The sequence below is a fragment of the Brevundimonas sp. UBA7507 genome, assembly GCF_002478355.1.
In the GTDB taxonomy this organism is placed as follows: Bacteria; Pseudomonadota; Alphaproteobacteria; order Caulobacterales; family Caulobacteraceae; genus Brevundimonas; species Brevundimonas diminuta_D.
On sequence record NZ_DLNP01000014.1, the window covers coordinates 89,815 to 107,919 of the forward strand.

At 69.4% G+C, this 18,105-nt stretch carries 19 protein-coding genes; 6 read left to right on the top strand and 13 right to left on the bottom strand.

Translation table 11 applies throughout. The features are described 5' to 3' along the window. From B3D50_RS11085 to B3D50_RS11095, 3 genes are all read right to left on the bottom strand, one after another. The coding region (locus B3D50_RS11085; protein WP_286951236.1) for a tRNA (guanosine(37)-N1)-methyltransferase TrmD at positions 1-467 on the bottom strand (467 nt) is incomplete at its 3' end. Positions 468-638: 171 nt separating this feature from the next. Next, the gene (locus tag B3D50_RS11090; protein WP_286951237.1) at positions 639-2,477 is read right to left on the bottom strand and encodes a DUF885 domain-containing protein; all 1,839 of its coding nucleotides are present in this window, start codon (positions 2,475-2,477) and stop codon (positions 639-641) included. A gap of 100 nt (positions 2,478-2,577) precedes the next feature. Next, positions 2,578-4,242, bottom strand: coding sequence for a thiamine pyrophosphate-binding protein (locus B3D50_RS11095; RefSeq protein WP_286951238.1), 1,665 nt, complete (start codon positions 4,240-4,242; stop codon positions 2,578-2,580). Between the two features lie 96 nt (positions 4,243-4,338). Here B3D50_RS11095 and B3D50_RS11100 point away from each other — a divergent pair, with 96 nt between their 5' ends. Next, positions 4,339-4,476: an entericidin A/B family lipoprotein gene (locus B3D50_RS11100; protein WP_003166208.1), complete on the top strand. Its 138-nt coding sequence runs from the start codon at positions 4,339-4,341 to the stop codon at positions 4,474-4,476. 32 nt (positions 4,477-4,508) lie between these two features. Further along, positions 4,509-4,979: a YidB family protein gene (locus B3D50_RS11105; RefSeq protein WP_223850615.1), complete on the top strand. Its 471-nt coding sequence runs from the start codon at positions 4,509-4,511 to the stop codon at positions 4,977-4,979. Here B3D50_RS11105 and truA read toward each other — a convergent pair. The 6 genes from truA to B3D50_RS11135 all read right to left on the bottom strand — a co-directional run bounded on the left by truA (position 4,976) and on the right by B3D50_RS11135 (position 9,482). Continuing rightward, positions 4,976-5,725 (bottom strand): tRNA pseudouridine(38-40) synthase TruA, encoded by a 750-nt coding sequence (gene truA / locus B3D50_RS11110; RefSeq protein ID WP_286951240.1) that lies wholly within the window; start codon positions 5,723-5,725, stop codon positions 4,976-4,978. The genes B3D50_RS11105 and truA overlap by 4 nt on opposite strands. Continuing rightward, positions 5,725-6,648 (bottom strand): methionyl-tRNA formyltransferase, encoded by a 924-nt coding sequence (gene fmt / locus B3D50_RS11115; protein WP_286951241.1) that lies wholly within the window; start codon positions 6,646-6,648, stop codon positions 5,725-5,727. Before fmt ends, truA begins: the two co-directional genes overlap by 1 nt. Positions 6,649-6,675: 27 nt before the next feature. Beyond that, positions 6,676-6,891 carry a hypothetical protein gene (locus B3D50_RS11120; protein ID WP_286951242.1) on the bottom strand — a complete coding sequence of 72 codons (216 nt, stop codon included), beginning with the start codon at positions 6,889-6,891 and terminating at the stop codon, positions 6,676-6,678. Beyond that, positions 6,891-7,463: a peptide deformylase gene (gene def / locus B3D50_RS11125; protein ID WP_087140509.1), complete on the bottom strand. Its 573-nt coding sequence runs from the start codon at positions 7,461-7,463 to the stop codon at positions 6,891-6,893. The genes B3D50_RS11120 and def overlap by 1 nt, the downstream gene beginning before the upstream one ends. Positions 7,464-7,536: 73 nt before the next feature. Continuing rightward, positions 7,537-7,944: an acyl-CoA thioesterase gene (locus B3D50_RS11130; protein WP_003166199.1), complete on the bottom strand. Its 408-nt coding sequence runs from the start codon at positions 7,942-7,944 to the stop codon at positions 7,537-7,539. Between the two features lie 77 nt (positions 7,945-8,021). Continuing rightward, positions 8,022-9,482: a PLP-dependent aminotransferase family protein gene (locus B3D50_RS11135; RefSeq protein ID WP_286951243.1), complete on the bottom strand. Its 1,461-nt coding sequence runs from the start codon at positions 9,480-9,482 to the stop codon at positions 8,022-8,024. A gap of 118 nt (positions 9,483-9,600) precedes the next feature. Between B3D50_RS11135 and B3D50_RS11140 the strand changes: the two genes are divergently transcribed. The 3 genes from B3D50_RS11140 to pdxY all read left to right on the top strand — a co-directional run bounded on the left by B3D50_RS11140 (position 9,601) and on the right by pdxY (position 12,029). Then, on the top strand, positions 9,601-9,837 hold the full coding sequence (locus B3D50_RS11140) for a thioredoxin (RefSeq protein WP_278449327.1): 237 nt from the start codon (positions 9,601-9,603) through the stop codon (positions 9,835-9,837). 105 nt (positions 9,838-9,942) lie between these two features. Then, positions 9,943-11,211, top strand: coding sequence for a serine hydroxymethyltransferase (glyA, locus tag B3D50_RS11145; protein WP_286951244.1), 1,269 nt, complete (start codon positions 9,943-9,945; stop codon positions 11,209-11,211). Between the two features lie 17 nt (positions 11,212-11,228). Then, a complete protein-coding gene (gene pdxY, locus B3D50_RS11150) occupies positions 11,229-12,029 on the top strand; it encodes a pyridoxal kinase (RefSeq protein WP_286951245.1) in 801 nt (266 codons plus the stop codon). Between the two features lie 6 nt (positions 12,030-12,035). Here the strand turns inward: pdxY and B3D50_RS11155 are convergent, their stop codons facing one another. From B3D50_RS11155 to B3D50_RS11170, 4 genes are all read right to left on the bottom strand, one after another. Continuing rightward, positions 12,036-13,193 (bottom strand): DegT/DnrJ/EryC1/StrS family aminotransferase, encoded by a 1,158-nt coding sequence (locus tag B3D50_RS11155; protein ID WP_286951246.1) that lies wholly within the window; start codon positions 13,191-13,193, stop codon positions 12,036-12,038. Between the two features lie 45 nt (positions 13,194-13,238). Next, positions 13,239-14,000, bottom strand: a complete 762-nt coding sequence (locus tag B3D50_RS11160; protein WP_286951247.1) for a YggS family pyridoxal phosphate-dependent enzyme — start codon at positions 13,998-14,000, stop codon at positions 13,239-13,241. Continuing rightward, entirely contained in the window at positions 13,997-15,133 is a 1,137-nt protein-coding gene (gene alr, locus B3D50_RS11165) for an alanine racemase (RefSeq protein ID WP_286951248.1), read from the bottom strand. Before alr ends, B3D50_RS11160 begins: the two co-directional genes overlap by 4 nt. 116 nt (positions 15,134-15,249) lie before the next feature. Continuing rightward, the gene (locus B3D50_RS11170) at positions 15,250-16,740 is read right to left on the bottom strand and encodes a PLP-dependent aminotransferase family protein (RefSeq protein ID WP_286951250.1); all 1,491 of its coding nucleotides are present in this window, start codon (positions 16,738-16,740) and stop codon (positions 15,250-15,252) included. A 115-nt stretch (positions 16,741-16,855) separates the two neighbouring features. On the opposite strand from B3D50_RS11170, the gene hemA reads away from it, so the two are divergent. After that, the gene (gene hemA / locus B3D50_RS11175; protein ID WP_286951251.1) at positions 16,856-18,103 is read left to right on the top strand and encodes a 5-aminolevulinate synthase; all 1,248 of its coding nucleotides are present in this window, start codon (positions 16,856-16,858) and stop codon (positions 18,101-18,103) included. Positions 18,104-18,105: the final 2 nt, after the last annotated feature.

Here is an 18,105-nt window from a genome sequence, read left to right on the forward strand (position 1 = left end):
ACCAACCGGACGCACGCCTCGATCGCCACCATGGCCGCCGCCTCGCCGCCGGCGAGCACCGCGTCCCCGACGGAGACCTCCTCGAACCCCCGGGCGTCGAGCACCCGTTGGTCCACCCCCTCGAAACGACCGCACAGGACGACGACGCCGCCGGCCTTGGCCCATTCCGTTACTCGCGCCTGCGTCAGGGGTCGACCGCGTGCGCTCATGTACAAAAGCGGCCTAGGCGGGCCTTCCAGGCTGTCGAGAGCCCTGGCCACCACGTCCGCTTTCAGCACCTGACCGGGACCGCCGCCCGCAGGGGTGTCGTCCAGGAAGCCGCGCTTATCTTCGGAAAACGCGCGAATGTCCAGCGTCTGCAAGTCCCACAGCCCCTTCTCGCGCCAGGCGGCGCCGATCAGCGACACCCCCAGCGGTCCGGGAAAGGCCTCGGGGAACATGGTCAGGACGGTGGCGGTAAAGGGCATGGGCAGCCTCCTAGCCCTTCTCCCCTCGGGGGAGAAGGTGTCATGCGTCAGCATGACGGATGAGGGGGCGGGCGGATGAAGGCGAGACGTCAGCCGCGCGTGCGCTGAAACCTCCACCTCATCCGAGCGCCTCCGGCGCCCGCCTTCTCCCCCGGAGGGGAGAAGGAAGACTTAGTTGGGCGCGCCGCCGCCCTTGGCGATCCAGGCGTCGACCAGGTCGCCCAGAACGTCCAGCGGCACGGCGCCCGATCCCAGGACCACGGTGTGGAAGTCCTTGATGTCGAACTTGTCGCCCAGCGCCGCCTCGGCCTTGGCGCGCAGTTCCTCGATCTTCAGCTCGCCGATCTTGTAGCTGGTCGCCTGGCCGGGGTTGGTGATGTAGCGCTCGACTTCCTTCTGAATGTCGCGCTCGGACAGCAGGGAGTTGTGGCGGAAGTAGTCCATCGCCTGCTCGCGGCTCCAGCGCTTGGCGTGCAGGCCGGTGTCGGTCACCAGACGCACCGCGCGCCACAGCTCGGTCGAGAGTCGGCCGAAGTCGGAATAGGGATCCTGATAGAAGCCCATCTCCTTGCCCAGACGCTCGGAATACAGGCCCCAGCCTTCGGAATAGGCGCCGTAGCCGCCGAAGCGACGGAAGCTGGGCAGGTGCTCCATCTCCTGCGCATAGGCGATCTGGAAGTGGTGGCCCGGCGCGCCCTCGTGATAGCTGATGCCCTCGATCTGGGGCTTCAGCACCTGGGTCATGTCCGACAGATTGACGTAGTAGATGCCGGGGCGCGAGCCGTCGGGCGCGGGTGAGTTGTAGAAGGCGATGGAGGCGGTCGCCTCACGGAAGGGCTCGACCGCGCGGACCTCCAGCGGGGCCTTAGGCAGGTTGGAGAACCACTGCGGCGCCACGGCCATGACCTGGGCCACGAAGGCGCGGGCGTCGGTCAGATAGGCTTCCTTGCCTTCCGGCGTGTTCGGATACTGGAACTGGGGATCGCTCTTCAGGAAGGCGAAGAAGTCCTGCAGCGAGCCGGTGAAGCCGACCTGGGTCTTGATCGTCTCCATGTCGCGCTGGATGCGGGCGACCTCGTCCAGGCCGATCTGGTGAATCTGGTCGGCGGTCAGGTCGGTGGTGGTCGAGAGTTGCAGGCGCGCGTTGTAATAGGCCTCGCCCTGCGGCAGGCGCCAGACGCCCGCGTCGCTGTCGGCCTGGGTCTGCACCTGGCCGAGCGCCGCCAGAACCGTGTCGAAGCCGCGCTTGTAGGGGCCGGTCAGGGCTTCGCGGGCCGAGGCCAGCAGGCGGTCCTTGGTCGCCTGATCGGCGTCCAGGGCGGCGATCTTCTTCTGGAAGTCGGCCCAAACCGGGTTGTCGGCGCCGCCGTCGAACGGGGCGCCGGCGATCACTGCGCGGGTGTTGTCGATTGAGGGCTCGAAGACGAAGCGCGGCGAGACCACGCCCTTGCCGGCGCGCGCCGTCAGGGTGTCGGCCACCTGGCCCATATAGCGCTCGGCGGCGTTCAGGCGGGCGACATAGGCTTCGGCGTCCGAGACGCTGCCGATGCGGTGGTTGTTGATGAGGAAGACCGGCAGGCTGGTCGTCGGGTTGCCGTTGGCGGCGAACTGGAAGCCCCAGTCGCGCCACTGGTTCGACAGGCGGGCCTGCTGCACCCCGTGTTCGAACAGGCGCCAGGATAGGCGGCTCTGCTCGCTCAGCTTGGTGGGGTCGAACTGTGCCTTCATCTGGGCCAGTTGGGCTTCCTGCAGGGCCAGGGAGCGTTCGGCGGCGGCGTCGGAGACGTCGTCCAGCTTGTCATAGTCTGTCTTGCGGCCCAGCGAGGTCATGCGCTGGGGGCTCAGCGCCACGCGCGCCTCGAAGGCCTGTTCGAAGAAGGCGTTGAGCCGGGCGTCCTCGCTCTGGGCCTGGGTGGTCGCGGCGACGGGCGCGGCCCCCTCTGCCATGGCGGCGGGCGCGGCGGCGCAAAGCGCCAGGACGGCGGCGGATGAAATCAGAAGACGACGCATGAGAAAGACCCCCCTCGGTACAATAAGGGGGCACTCTTTCGCGAAGCGTGGCGGGACGCAAGCCGGGAGGCAGCCCTCTCCCGCCGGGAGAGGGGGCGCCTTACCCGCCGCGCAGCTGCGTGATCGTCCGCCCCGGCGCGATCTGCTCGGCGTCGGTGATCAGATGGACCAGGGCCGGCCGCCCGCCCTTGGCCGCCTCGCGCGCCGCCGCCAGGGCCGCCGGGAAGTCGCCGGTCGTCTCGCAGCGCACGGCGAAGGCGCCGAAGGCCTCGGCGAACTTCACGAAGTCGGGGTTCTTCAGCTCCGTGGCGATGACGCGGGTCGGGTATTCCCGCTCCTGATGCATGCGGATGGTGCCGAAGGTTCCGTTGTCCACGACGACGACGACGACGCCCAGCCCATATTGGGCGGCGGTCGCCATCTCATTGGCGCTCATCATGAAGTCGCCGTCGCCGGCGATACAGACCACTTCGCGCGACGGATGGACCGCCTTGGCCCCCAGCGCCGCCGGATAGCCATAGCCCATGGCGCCCGAGGTCGGGGCCAACTGGGTGCGGCGGGCCTGGTGGCGGTGGAAGCGGTGCAGCCAGGCGGCGAAGTTCCCTGCGCCGTTGGTCAGGATGGCGTCCTCGGGCAGGGCCTGCGCCAGATGGGCGATGACTTCGCTCATATTGACCGCGCTCTTGACCTCAATGGGCGAGGAGAAGGCGAGGAAGTCGGCATGGGCCGTCGCGCCCTGTTCGGTCCAGACGCGGCCCGGCTCGATGGTCGACAGGGCCAGCGCCGCCAGCGAATTGTCCGCCGCCGCCGACAGGGCGGGCGCCCAGACGCGGCCCAGCTCTTCGGGCCCCGGATGGATGTGGATCAGGGTCTGCGCCGTCTTCGTCCGGTCCAGCAGGGTATAGCCCTGCGTCGGATTCTCGCCCATGCGCGCGCCGATCACCAGCAGCAGGTCGGCCTCCTTGACCCGCGCCACCAACTTGGGGTTGGGCCCCAGGCCCAGGTCGCCCACATAGCCGGGGTGGTCGTTGCGGATCAGATCCTTGCGGCGGAAGGACAGGGCGACCGGCAGGCCCAGGCGCTCGGCCCAGCCGGAGATCGCGTCCGTCGCCTCATCGCTCCAGCCCGAACCGCCCAGGATCAGCATCGGGCGTTCGGCGCGCGACAGGCGCTCACGCACCTGTTCGACAAAGGTTGGGTCGAGGGCCGCCTTGGCGGGCGCGACCGGGCGGATCGGGGAAGGGCCGCCGCCCTCGTGCAGGATGTTCTCGGGCAGGGCGACGACGACCGGACCCATGCGGCCCTGCTGGGCCGTGGCGAAGGCGCGCTCGACCACCTCTACCGTGCGCTCCGGACTCTCGATCTCGGTCGCCCACTTGGCCAGACCGCCGAAGACTTCGCGGTAGTCGACTTCCTGGAAGGCGCCCCGGCCGCGGTCGGTCAGGGCGATCTGACCGACGAACAGGATCATCGGCGTCGAATCCTGGTGCGCCGTATGCACGCCGATCGAGGCGTGGGTGGCGCCCGGCCCGCGCGTGACCATGCAGACGCCGGGGCGGCCGGTCAGCTTGCCGTAGGCCTCGGCCATGTTGGCGGCGCCGGCCTCGTGGCGGCAGACGATGACCTCGATCTGATCTCGCACGTCAGCCAGGGCGTCGAGCACGGCGAGATAGCTCTCGCCCGGCACGCAGAAGACCTTGTCGACCCCGTTCATCACCAGGGTTTCGACCAAACGGCGGGCGGCGGTTCCGGAAGCTTGCGTCATGCTTTCGCCGTTAGCAGATTGAAGGATGAATTGGCCATGCAACCTTATGGTCAAGCTTCATGTCGAAGCGCCAAATCGATCCACGGGGATGTCATCATGCGCAAGCTCATCGTTCTCGGCGTCATCGCCGCCGCCCTGACCACCGCCGCCTGCAACACGGTGTCGGGCATCGGCCGCGACCTGTCCGCCGCCGGTCAGGCCGTCACCTCGGGCTCGGAGCGGGCCAAGAGCTGACGTCGGGCGAAGGCGCGAGGCGTTGCCTTGTTTTGCCTTTTCGCCACAAATCCGCAGACGAAGTCCGTCATTCTGACGGCGCAATCGGAGGAATTGAGATGGGACTTCTGGACAATATCCTGGGCGGCCTCGGCGATGACGCCGCCGGCGGCCTGGCCGACCTGCTGAAGGGGCAGGGCGGCGTGGCGGGCCTGGCCGAAAAGTTCGGTCAGAACGGCCTGGGCGACGTGGCGGCCTCGTGGATCGGCAAGGGCGGCAACGCCGCGATCTCGCCGGAGCAGATCGCCGCCGTCATCGGCTCGGGTCCGATCGCCGACTTCGCCCAGAAGCTGGGCATTTCGCCGGAACAGGCCAGCGAGACCCTGGCGGGCCTGCTGCCGGAAGCGGTCGATCGCCTGACGCCGGGCGGCTCCGTCGACGGCGCCGACGACATGCTGGGCGGCCTGCTCGACAACCTGCCGGGCGGCCTCGGCGGCGCGCTGGGCGGCCTGTTCAAGCGCTAGGCTTCGGCCTCATAGGTGACGCCCGTCAGATAAAGCCCGTCTGACGGCGCCACCGGGCCGCATCGCGCGCGGTCCTTCGCCTCGAGCGCCTCGGCCAGGTCGGCGGGGCGCCAGCGGCCCAGGCCGACCTCGGCGATGCTGCCCGCCATCGAGCGCACCTGGCGATGCAGGAAGCTGCGCGCCTCGAACACCAGATGCACCTCTTCGCCGACGCGGTTCACGCGGGCCACGTCCAGCGTCTTCACGGGACTGGCCGACTGACAGGCCGCGTCGCGGAAGGTGGTGAAGTCGTGCGGGCCGGTCAGGTATTGCGCCGCCGCGTGCATGGCCTCGGCGTCGAGCGGCTTCCTGACGTGCCAGACCCGGCCTCGATCCAGCGCCGGACGGCCGGGCCGGTTCAGGATGCGATACAGGTATTTGCGCCCATTGGCGGTGAAGCGGGCGTGCCAGTCGTCGCTGACCGGCGTGCAGTCCAGCACCGCCACGGCCTCCTTCACCAGATGGGCGTTCAGGGCGTTCATCACCGTCTGCGCCGGCCAGTCGCGCTCCAGATCGACATGGCAGGTCTGGCCCGTGGCGTGGACGCCTGTGTCGGTGCGCCCGGCGGCGGCGATCCGCACGCTCTGGCCGCTGAAGGCGGTGATCGCCGTCTCAATGGCACCCTGCACGGTCGGCTGGCCGAGCTGAGCCTGAAAGCCATTATAGGCCGAGCCGTCATATTCGACGGTGAAGCGATACCGGGGCATCAGCCCAGTACGGTTCCAGCGGGGATGGGATAGCCCCGCAGCATTTCGTCGGCGGCCTGCGCGGCCTTGCCGGGGCGCTGGACGCGAGTCAGGCGCACGGCGCCGCTTCCGCAGGCGATGGTCAGCGCGTCGTCCAGCACCTGACCGGGCGCGCCTTGCCCGTCGGCCAGAACCGACATCAGGGCCTTGACGCGCACCGGCTCGCCGTCGACTTCGACCTCGAACCAGGCGCCGGGGAAGGGCGACAGGCCGCGGATATGGGCGTCCACCTCGGCGGCTGGGCGGGTCCAGTCGATACGCGCCTCGGCCGAAGTGATCTTCCTGGCGTAGGTCGGCTCGCCCGCCTGCTGCGTCTCGGTGAAGCCGCCGCGCTCGATGGCGGCCAGGGCGCGGGGCCACAGGGCGGCGCCGACATGGGCCATGCGGTCGCCCAGAGAGGCGGCCGTGTCGTCGGCGTGGATGTCCATTAGTTCGGACAGGATGATGGCGCCTTCGTCCAGTCCCTCGCTCATCCGCATGATCTGGGCGCCGGTCTGGCGGTCCCCGGCCATGATGGCGCGCTGGATCGGGGCGGCCCCGCGCCAGCGCGGCAGCAGCGACCCGTGCAGGTTGAAGCAGCCCAGACGCGGCGCCTCCAGCACTTCAGGCTTGAGGATCTGGCCGTAGGCGACGACGCAGGCCGCGTCGAGGTCCAGGCTCTTGAAGACGTCGATGGCCTCCGGCGACTTCATGCTGTCGGGCGTGAAGACCGGCAGGCCCATGGCCTCGGCGAAGGCGTGAACGGGCGACGGCGTCAGCTTCTGGCCCCGGCCCTTGGGGCGCGGCGGTTGCGAATAGACGGCGACGATCTCGTGCCCCGAGGCGATCAGCTCGGCCAGCGACGGCACGGCGAAGTCGGGGGTTCCCATGAAGGCTAGGCGCATGGGCACGCCTTTAGACCGTGAGGCCGATTACATCCAGCGGGTATAGACGCCGCCGCCCTCGTCCCATTCGCCGCCGGCGTCCAGGGCGTCGTCGAAATCGAGCAGGCGGTCGATGACCAGACCGGCCACCACGCCGACGGCGGCGACGGCCAGCAGGGTCGCGACGCCGGCGACGCCGACCTTTTCATTGCGGGTCAGGCGGCGACGGCCGCGCTGGTCGATGATGCGGGTCTTGCGAGCCATCAGGCGGCCATCCTCGCTTGTTTCTTGACCTTGGCGACCGCGCGGTCGCGACGCAGGCGCGACAGGTGGTCGATGAACAGGACGCCGTTCAGATGGTCCAGCTCGTGCTGGAAGCAGACGGCGTAGAGGCCCTCGATCTCTTCCTCGATTGTCTCGCCCTGATAGTTCATGTAGCGCACGCGCACGCGGGCCGGGCGCTCGACGGCGTCGTAATAGGTCGGCACCGACAGGCAGCCCTCCTCGTAGGAGAACATCTCCTCCGACGACCACAGGATCTCGGGGTTGACGAAGAAGCGCGGGTTGCGGCGCTCCAGCGCCTCTTCCTCGGTCTGCGGCTCGTCGGATGCGCCCTCGACCGGCTTGTCGCCCAGGTCCATGACGACCACGCGGGTCAACTCGCCGATCTGGGGCGCGGCCAGCCCGATGCCCGGCGCGTCGTACATCGTCTCCAGCATGTCATCCATGAGGGCGCGCACGGCGTCGGTGACGCCGCCTTCGACGGGCGCGGCGACGGTCTTCAGGATCGCCAGATCGGCGGCGTTATCGATAGTCAGGATACGACGAATGGCCATGCGGGGGAGGTAGGGCCGCCGCCCCCGAACGTCAAGAATTACCGACCGTGGCGCTCGGACTTCTCGGCCGGCTTCAGGCGGGCGGCACTTCGCGCGGCTTGCGCTCCTGGTCGATGGCCACATAGGTGAAGACGCCCTCGGTCACGCGGACCGACTGGGCTTCGGCCTGGCCGCGGGCGCGCTTCCACGCCTCGACATGGACGCGGATCGACGTGCGGCCCGTGCGGATGATCTTGGCGTAGATCGAGACTTCGTCGCCGACCGACACCGGCTGGTGGAAGACCATGCCGTCCAGGGCCACGGTGGCGCAGCGGCCGCCCGCGCGCTCGAACGCCGGGGTCGCCCCGGCCAGGTCCATTTGCGCCAGCAGCCAGCCGCCGAAGATGTCGCCCTCCGGGTTGGTGTCGGCGGGCATGGCGATGACGCGGCCGACGGGCTGGCCCTCGGGCAGGGTGGCGGCGGTTTTGTCGACGTCGGACACGGATGACCTCTTGGGCGGCTCTATCGAGGTCGGTTCATGCGCTGGTGGGCGGTCAGGTGCAAGTCATTCTCGATAACCTAGTTGGGGACGGCCGCTTTCAGCCTTGTCACGGCGCGGACCAGTTCGGCTTCGTCCAGGCTGGCGAAACCGATGCGGAAGGCGTTGCGGCCTGGGCCGGGCTGGAGTTGAAGCTGGCCGCCGTGCGTCAGGATCAGGCCGGATCGCTCGGCCTCGGCGGCCCAGGCGGCGGCGTCGATGTCCGGGTTCACGCGCAGCCACAGCGCCAGCCCGCCCGCCGGCTTGTCGAAGGCGACCGCATCGCCCAGCCGGGCGGCGATCTCGGCGCACAATAGATCGCGGCGCTGTTCATAGATTTTGCGCGCCTTGCGGGCGTGGCGGCCCAACTCGCCGTCGTCGATCAGCCGCGCCAGCGCCCGCTCCAGCGGCAGGTCGCCCTGACGGTCGATGGCCTCGCGTCGCGCGGTCATGGCCTGGATCAGGTCCGGCGCGCCTGTCGCATAGCCGATGCGGACCACGGGCGAGAGCAGTTTGGACACCGAACCGATATGGATGATGCGGTTCCCGTCCTGGCCCTGGCTCCTGCCTAGGGCGCGGGCGGCCAGGGGCAGCACCGGGCGGCCCTCGAAGCGGTATTCATGGTCATAGTCGTCCTCGATCATGATCAGGCCGTGGCGACGCGCCATCTCCAGCAGGCGCAGGCGTCGCCCGGCGCCCAGGGTGACGGTGGTCGGGAACTGATGATGGGGCGTGACATAGACGGCGCGGATGGTCGGGTCGCGGGCGAGCAACGCCTCCAGACGCTCGACGTCCAGGCCTTGAGCATCGACCGGGGCGCTGACCACCCTGGCTCCGGCCGCGCGAAACGCCTTCCAGGCCAGGGGATAGCCGGGATCCTCGACCGCGATGGCGTCGCCGGGGTTCAGGACGGCGGCGGCCAGAAACAGGGCCATCTGGCTGCCGCGCGTGACCAGGATGTCGTCGGCGCCGATCGTCAGGCCGCGCTCGGTCGACAGATAGCGCGCCAGCGCCGTCCGCAGCGAGGGCGCGCCGCGCGGATCGCCGTATCCGGGCAGCAGCTTCAGCTCGGCCCCGGTCATCGATCGGCGGAAGGCCCTGGCCAGCTCCAGCCCCGGCATCAGGCGCGCATCGGGCGCCCCGTCTGAGAACTGCATCGGCGCCGGCGCGGGCCGGGTCTGCGGCAGGGGCGAGGCGAGGCGCGCGGCGGCGGGCCGGACGCCCCAGTTCTGCGTGCCCAGATCGGGCAGGTCGCGGGCGACGAAGGTGCCGCGCGACGCCTCGGCCGTCAGCCAGCCCTGCAGCACCAACTCCTGATAGGCGGCGTCGACGGTGTTGCGATGAACGCCCAGGGCGCCGGCCAGGGCGCGGGTGCCGGGCAGGCGGTCGCCGGGCTTCAGCCGACCGCGCTCGATCTCACGGATCACCGACCCTGCCAGATTGATGAACAGGGGCCGGGCGGGGTCTTCGATCAGTTCAATGACGACGGCGCTGCGTCCCATGATCCGGCCTACCAGGTTTCAGGAAAGTGGCTCTTATGACAGGGCCGATAGGCCGGGTATCCCACGCGCACTCCCAGGCAGCAACACCGCTGCGGGAACAGAAACAAAGGATAGGGTCATGGCCGAGAAAGCCGTTTTCTATCACGCGGGCTGCACCGTCTGCGTCGATGCCGAGCAGCGCTTCGCCGGCGCGCTGAATCCTGCGGCCTTTGAGGTCGAGGTCGTCCATCTGGGCGAGACGCCTCAGCGTCTGGATGAGGCCGAGGCGGCGGGCGTGAAGTCCGTTCCGGCCATCGTCCTCGGCGACGCCGTCTATCACATCAACCATGGCGCGGACCTTTCCGCCCTGCGTTGATGCTGTTCGATCCGGCTTCTGTCCCCCGAAGCCGGATTGCTTGGCGGGTCGGCGATCCCTCCTCACCGGCCGACCCGCCGCTTTTTCTTGTCTGACGGAGACAGCATGACTTCCGACCTGGCGACGCGGGCTCTGGACCCGCAACTGGCCCAAGCCCTGATGCTGGAGCGCCAGCGCCAGCAGGACAGCATTGAGCTGATCGCGTCCGAGAACATCGTCAGCGCCGCCGTGCGCCAGGCGCAGGGTTCGGTCCTGACCAATAAATACGCCGAGGGCTATCCCGGCCGCCGCTACTACGGCGGGTGCGAGGCGGTCGACATCGCCGAGAAGCTGGCCATCGAGCGCGCCTGCACCCTGTTCGACACGGCCTACGCAAACGTCCAGCCGCACTCGGGCGTCAACGCCAACCTGGCCGTGCTGTTCGCCCTGATCAAGCCGGGCGACCGCATCATGGGGCTGGACCTGGCCTGCGGCGGCCACCTGACGCACGGCTCGCCGGTCAGCCTGTCGGGCCAGTGGTTCGAGGTCAGCGCCTATCGGGTGCGCGAAGACGACGACCTGATCGACTATGACGACATGGAGAAGCGCGTCCTGCAGGATCGGCCGCGCCTGATCTATGCGGGCGGTTCGGCCTATCCGCGCCGCATCGACTTCGCCCGGATGCGCCAGATCGCGGATCAGGTCGGGGCCTATCTGGTGGCCGACGTGGCCCACTACGCCGGGCTGATCGCGGCGGGCCTCTATCCCAATCCGACGCCGCACGCCCATGTCACCACCTCGACCACGCACAAGACCCTGCGCGGCCCGCGCGGCGGCCTGATCCTGTGCAACGACCCCGAGCTGGCGCGGCGCATCGACAAGGCGGTCTTCCCCGGCACCCAGGGCGGGCCGCTGATGCACGTCATCGCGGGCAAGGCGGCGGCCTTCCACGAGGCGCTGCAACCGGACTTCGTGGAGTATTCAAAGGCGGTGATCGAGAACGCCCGCGCTCTGGGCCAGACGCTGGCGGACGGTGGCCTGCGCCTCGTGTCGGGCGGGACGGACTGCCATCTGGTGCTGGTCGACCTGCGCCCCTTCGGCCTGACCGGCAAGGCGGCGGTCGAAGCGCTGGAGGATCACGGCCTGATCGCCAACAAGAACGCCGTCCCCTATGACACGGCCTCGCCCATGGTGACGTCGGGGCTGCGGCTGGGCTCGCCGTCCTCGACCTCGCGCGGGTTCGACGCCGAGACGTTCCGCACGGTCGGCGGCATGATCCTGACCATCCTCAAGGGCCTGCGCGACGGCGATCTCGACAGCGCGGCGGTGAAGGCGCAGGGAAGAGAACTGACGCGGGCCTATCCGATCGCCGGACCGGCGCTGACGCCCGCTTGAGGAGGTTCCGAACGCGCGTGCGGGTCATCTCGATTCAGAGCCAGGTCGTCTACGGCCACGTCGGCAACAGCGCGGCGGTCCAGCCGATGCAGGCCATGGGGCTGGAGGTGGCGGCGGTGCCGACCACCCTGCTGTCCAATCACCCGCACTATCCCACCATGCGCGGCCGGATTCTGGAGACGGAACTGGTCGCCGACCTGCTGCTGGGGGTCGAAGAGCGCGACCTGCCGATGACGGCCGGGGCGGTGGTGACGGGCTATATGGGCTCGGCCGCCAATGCGGCGGCGACGGCGGGTTTCCTGCGGCGCTGGAAGGCGAAGAACCCCGCCCTGCTGCATATCTGCGACCCGGTGATCGGCGACGATGATCTGGGCGTCTTCGTCGCCGAGGGCCTGATCGAACAGTTCCGCGACGAGCTGACGCCGATGGCCGACATCATCACCCCAAACCAGTTCGAGCTGGGCCGACTGGTCGGCGAACGGCCCGATACCGTCGCGGGGGTGATCGAGGCGACGCGCATCCTGAACACACGCGGCACGGGACGGACGGTGGTGACGGGCTGCGTCCTGACCGACACCGCGCCGGGCGAGGTCGAGACGTTGGCCGTCGAGGGCGGCGTCGCCCATCGCACCTCCATCCCCCGCATCCCGATCCGGCCCAGCGGCACGGGCGACCTGTTCACCGCATACCTGACCGGCTGGCTGATGCGCGGCGAAAGCCTGTCGCAAGCCGCCGCCCGCGCCACCGCCGGAGTCCAAACCGTTCTGCTGCGGACCCAGGCGGCGGGCGCCTTCGAGATGCGCCTGATCGAGGGCTGAAAGCCCTCACCCGAAGCTGGCGACGGCGGCGATCACCTGGTCCTGAACGGCCTCGTCCAGATAGGCGCTCATCGGCAGGCTGATGACCCGCTCGGCCTTGGCCTCGGTCACGGCCAGACCGCCGGGTCCGACCGGATGCTGGCGATAGGCGGGCTGGCGGTGCAGGGGGATCGGATAATAGACGGCGGTCGGCACGCCCTGCGTCTTCAGATGGGCGGCCAGGGCGTCGCGGTCGTCATGTTCGACGGTGAACTGGGCCCAGACCGAACGGCCGCCGGGAATGACGACCGGCGTCGCCGCCACATGACCGGCCAACCCCTGCACATAGCGGTCGGCGATGCGGTTGCGGCGCTCGATCTCATCGGGGAAGATCTTCAGCTTCTCCAGCAGGACGGCGGCCTGCAGCGTGTCCAGCCGCCCGTTCATGCCCAGACGCGGGTTCAGATATTTGGGGTCGTGCGCAAAGCCCTGCGCCGCCGCATCCGCCGCCGTCGCCTGTCCGTGGACGCGCAGGGAAACGAGCTGATCCATCAGCGCCTCGTCCTTCAGCAGCACCGCTCCGCCGTCGCCGTAGGCGCCCAGCGGCTTGGCCGGGAAGAAGCTCAGCGTCGTGGCGTCGGCCCAGTGGATCGGGTGCCGGCCGTTCAGGGTGCAGCCGAAGCCCTGCGCCGAATCCGCGATCAGCTTCAGCCCGTGTTTCTGCGTGATCTGCGACAGGGCGGGATAGTCGGCGGGCTGGCCGAACAGGTCCACGGCGATGACGGCGCGGGGCGTCAGCACGCCTTCGCGCTCGACCGCCGCGACGGCGGCGCGCAGATGGTCGGGGTCCATCGTCCAGGTGTCGGGGCGGATGTCGACGAAGACGGGCGTGGCGCCCGCCAGCGCGACCACCTCGGCCGTAGCGGCGAAGGTGAAGGCGGGGCAGAAGACGGCGTCTCCCGGCCCCACGTCCCACGCCATCATCAACAGCACCAGCGCATCCGTCCCGTTGGAACAGGACAGGGCGTGCGGCGCCTGACCGAAGTCGCACAGGGCCTGTTCAAAGGCGCCGACGGCCGGACCCATGATGTACTGGCCGCTGGCCGCGACCTCCATCAGGGCGGCGTCGATGGTCGCGCCGATGCGTCGGCGCTGGCTGAGAAGATCGATGAAGGGAATGGTCACGCGTCGTTTACTCCGGGGAGGGGGAGGAAAGTCAGGCCGGTGAGATCAGGCCAGACCGGGCCAGTAGTGGGCGTTCGGCGTCGGGCGTGGGCCGAAGATGGCCTGGCCGACGCGCACCACGGTCGCGCCTTCGCGCACGGCCAGTTCGTAGTCGCCGGTCATGCCCATCGACAGGCCGGTGATGCGCGCATCGATGCGTTCGGCCTTGTCACGCAGGGATCGCAGCAGGGTGAAGCACGGCCGCACCCGATCCGCGTCGTCGCTGAATATGGCCAGCGTCATCAGCCCCTGCGGCTTCAGCCGGGGGAAGGCCTCCAGCCGTTCGATAAAGTCCAGCGCGTCGTCGGGATGCAGGCCGAACTTGCTCTCCTCGCCCGAGGTGTTGACCTGGACATAGACGTTCATGTCGCGGCCGTCGGTCTCCAGCCGCTTGTTCAAGACCTCGGCCAGCTTGAGGCTGTCCAGCGCATGAAACTCGTCCGCCAGACGGGTCAGGTATTTGACCTTGTTCGATTGCAGGTGGCCGACGACGTGCCAGCGCATCGACAGGTCGGCCATGGCCTCGGCCTTGTCGCGGGCCTCCTGCAGCTTGTTCTCGCCGAAGTCGGTGACGCCCGCCGCCCAGGCCAGACGCAGGATCTCGGCCGGAACCGTCTTGGTGATCGGCAACAGGCGGACGCTGTCGATCGGCCGCCCGACCTGTTCGCAGGCGGCGGCGATGCGGCGATGAACCAGCGCCAGATTGGCGGCGAACCGCTCGCGTGGATCAGGACCGAAACGTTCGATATTTTCAGGCGAAAGGGTCACGAAACATACTCCCGACACAGGCGGCGGCCCAGCCGCGCGATGACTTCATAGTCGATGGTCGCGCCGTCCAGCGCCAGTTGTTCCGGCGTGCGGTTCGGTCCCAACAGTTCCACCTGATCGCCCGGCTTCAGCGCGTCGGGCGGCAGGGCGCTGACGTCCACGACCAGGCTGTCCATCGAGATGCGCCCGACGAAGGGCAGCAAGCGACCCTCGAATGCAGCGGCGCCGCTGGCCGACAACTGACGCGGCCAGCCGTCGGCATAGCCCACGCCGATGGTGGCCAACCGCATCCCCTCAGGCGCCGTGACCGCCCAACCGTAGCCGACGCCCGCGCCCGCAGGCACGGCGCGGGTCTGGATGACGCGGCCCGTCACCTCGACCACCGGCTGCATGGCCTTGGCCGAGGGCGAGGCGTCCAGACCGAACAGGGCCGCCCCGACCCGGCACAGGTCATAGTGATAGTCTTGGCCCAGCCAGCACCCGGCCGAGTTGGCCAGCGAGCGCGGAACGCCCGGCGGCGCGTGGGCCAGAATGCGCTCAAAGGCCTGACGCTGGCGCGCATTGCCCGCGTGGCCGGGCGTGTCAGCGACGGCCAGATGGCTGAGGACCAGGCGCGGTTCGATCCAGCGGATCGGGCCGCCCGGGCCGAAGGCGAAGGCGGCGTCCTCGGGCGGCAGGCCCAGCCGCGACATGCCGGTGTCGAACTGGATCGCCGCCGCCAGCGGCCGCCCGACGGCCCGACCCAGACGCGCCCAGCCCTCCATCTGCTCGCGGCTGTTCAGCACCGGGATGGCCCCGGCGGCCAGGGCGGCGTATTCGGCGCCCGGCGCCAGACCGTTCAGCACGAACAGTTCGGCGTCGGCGGGCAGGACGCGGCGCAGATCCACCGCCTCGAACAGATGGGCGACGAAGAAGGCCCTGCACCCGGCGTCATAGAGGGCAGGCGCGATGCGGGCCGCGCCCAGACCATAGGCGTCGGCCTTGACCACGGCGGCGCAGGCTGCGGGGGCGACCTGATCGCACATGACGCGATAGTTGGCGGCGACGGCGCGTAAGGACACGCGTATCCGGCCGCCGCCGTGGTCGGATCGGCGGCCCGGCTGGTCGGTCGGGAACAGGGCGAGGGCAGGCAAGGGATAGAAGCTTTCACGGCGTCGGCTGACCGCCGACCTCCGCACCCTAGACCCCTGTGTCCCGGCCATTCCCCGCCACGTCGGCGCAGATCGTCAGACCGCTTTGTAAGCGTCGATCACGCGGGAAACAGCTTCACCAGCCGATCAACGGCGGCGTCGATCTCGGCCGGGGTCGAGGCGGCGAAGCCCATCAGCCAGCCGGGACGGCCCGCGCCCGCGTCGTGCAGGGGCGTCAGCCCGGTCAGGTGAACGCCGACGCGCCGGGCCGCGCGCACTGTCTCTGCCTCGTCGAAGCCGTCGTTCAGGAAGCAGGGCATCTGTAAGCCGCCGACAGGTCGGTCGGGCGTGACGACGTGGGACAGGCGCGTCTTCACCGCCGCTTCCAGCGCGTCCAGCCGTTCCGCATAGACGCCGCGCATGCTGCGGACATAGGCGCCGAACCGGCCGTCCTCGATGAAGCGGGCCAGCGTCAGCTGCGCCACCGAGGCGGTGAAGCCGTCCATCAGGCTGCGCGCCGCGACCATCGGCTCGACCAGCGGGCGCGGCAGGATCAGATAGGCCAGCCTCAGACCCGGAAACAGCGACTTGGTGAAGGTGCCCAGATAGAGGGTCCGGTCATGCGGGTCCAAGCCCTGAACGCAGGCGGTGGGCCGCCCGGCGTAGTGGAACTCGCTGTCGTAATCGTCTTCCAGAATCCAGGCGTCATGCTCGGTCGCCCACTGGATCAGGGCCAGCCGCCGGTCCAGCGACAGGCTGCGCCCGGTCGGAAACTGGTGCGAGGGGGTGACGAAGACCGCCCGCCCGTCCTCGCGTCGGGCCAGCAGGTCGTCGGTCCGCAGTCCCTGTACATCGACCGCCACGGGCAACCGCTTCAGCCCCGCCGCATCCAGCGCCTTGGCGGCGCCCTGATAGGCCGGGTCTTCGATGAAGACGCCGTCGCCGGGATCGGCCAGCACACGCGCGCATAGCGACAGGGCCTGCTGCGAACTGGTCAGGATCAGGATCTGGTCGGGATCGGCCCGCGCGCCGCGTTCCAGGTTCACATAGCCGGCGATGGCGCGGCGCAGGCGCGGATGCCCCTGCGGGTCGCCGTGGTGCAGGGCGGCGGCGCCCTCCTCGCGCAGGGTCAGGCGGTGCAGCCGGTCCCATTGGGCGAAGGGAAACAGCCGCGTCTCCGGCACGCCGGGCGAGAAGGCCAGCGGGGCGTAGGGGTCGCGCAGGCCCCCGCTGTCGGCCATCGCCTGCCCGCGCTTGCTCAGGGGCGGCGCCGTCGCCGGTTGCAGGGCGGGACGGCGGCCGGCCGGGCGCAGCACCCCGCGCTTCAGGCCCAGTTCGGTCAGTTCGCAGACGAAGCTGCCGCTGCCGACGCGCCGCTCGATGAAGCCCTCGGCGTGAAGCTGGGCATAGGCCGTCTCGACCGTATCGCGCGACACGCCCAGCGACCGGGCCAGCGTCCGCGACGAGGGCAGGGGCCGCCCCGCCGTCAGCGACCGCTCGACGATCAACTGGCGCACAGCGCGCTGGATGCGGGCGTGCAGGGGCAGGCCGGACTGGGCCGGGTGGTCCATGAAGGCCTGAACGGATTCCAGCTGGGCGCGCTTCAGCAATGGTCTGCGGCTTCTTTCCAAAGTGGCCGGACTGATCCAGCCAATCCAGCGTTAGGTGTCACGCCCCCGGCGGGATGGCAATGTCGCCGCCCGTCCTGTGATAGGATGTGATGTCATGGGCGCTTTCGATTTCGCCGACTTCTTCAGCCGCGATCTGGACGATCTGAAGCAGGAGGGCCGTTATCGCGTCTTCGCCGATCTGGAGCGGCTGGCCCCTGACACCCCCTATGCGCGCGATCACCGACGCGGGCGGACCATCACCATCTGGTGCTCGAACGACTATCTGTCGATGGGCGTCCACCCCGAGGTGGTCGAGGCGGCGCAAAGCGCGATCCGCACCTATGGCGCGGGCGCGGGCGGGACGCGCAACATCTCAGGCACCAGCCACGAACACGTCCTGCTGGAACGCGATCTGGCCGATCTGCACGGCAAGGAGGCGGCGCTGCTGTTCACCTCGGGCTATGCTGCCAATGACGCGGCGCTGTCGACGCTGGCCTCGCGCCTGCCCGGCGCCGTGATCTTTTCCGACGCTTTGAACCACGCCTCCATGATCGAGGGAATGCGCCGCTCGGGCGTGGAGAAGCACATCTTCGCCCACAACGATTGGCGCGATCTGGACCGGTTGATGAGCGGGGTCTGCCGCTATCGGCCCAAGCTGGTCTGTTTCGAGAGCTGCTATTCGATGGACGGCGATTTCGCCCCCATCGCCGCCCTCTGCGATGTGGCCGAAAAGCACGGCGCCTTCACCTATCTGGACGAGGTTCACGCCGTGGGTCTGTACGGCGCGCGCGGCGCGGGCGTGGCCGAACGCGACGGCCAGTCGCACCGCATCAGCATGATTCAGGGCACCCTCAGCAAGGGGTTCGGCGCCATGGGCGGCTATGTGGCGGGCGATGCGGCGGCGGTCGACTTCGTGCGCAGTCACGCGCCGGGCTTCATCTTCAGCACGGCCTTGCCGCCTTCGGTCGTGGCTGGGGTGCGGGCGGCTTTACAGCATCTGAAGGCCGACGGCGCGCCGCGCCGGGCGCTGGCCGCGCGCGCCGCCTCGATCAAGGCGGGGATGCAGCGACTGGGCCTGCCGGTCCTGCCCAGCCCCAGCCATATCCTGCCGGTGATGATCGGAGATGCGGCCACGGCGCGAGCGGTGACGGACGCCCTGATGGATGAGCACGGCGTCTATATCCAGCCGGTCAACTTCCCCACGGTGCCGCGCGGAACCGAGCGGCTGCGCGTCACGCCGACGCCGCTGCACAACGACGATGACGAGGATCATCTGCTGGAGGCTCTGGCCGCCGTCTGGGCCGACAACGCCGACTGGCGCCGGTTCGCGGCCCTGGGGCGGCGGCAGTTGGAAGCGGCCTGAGC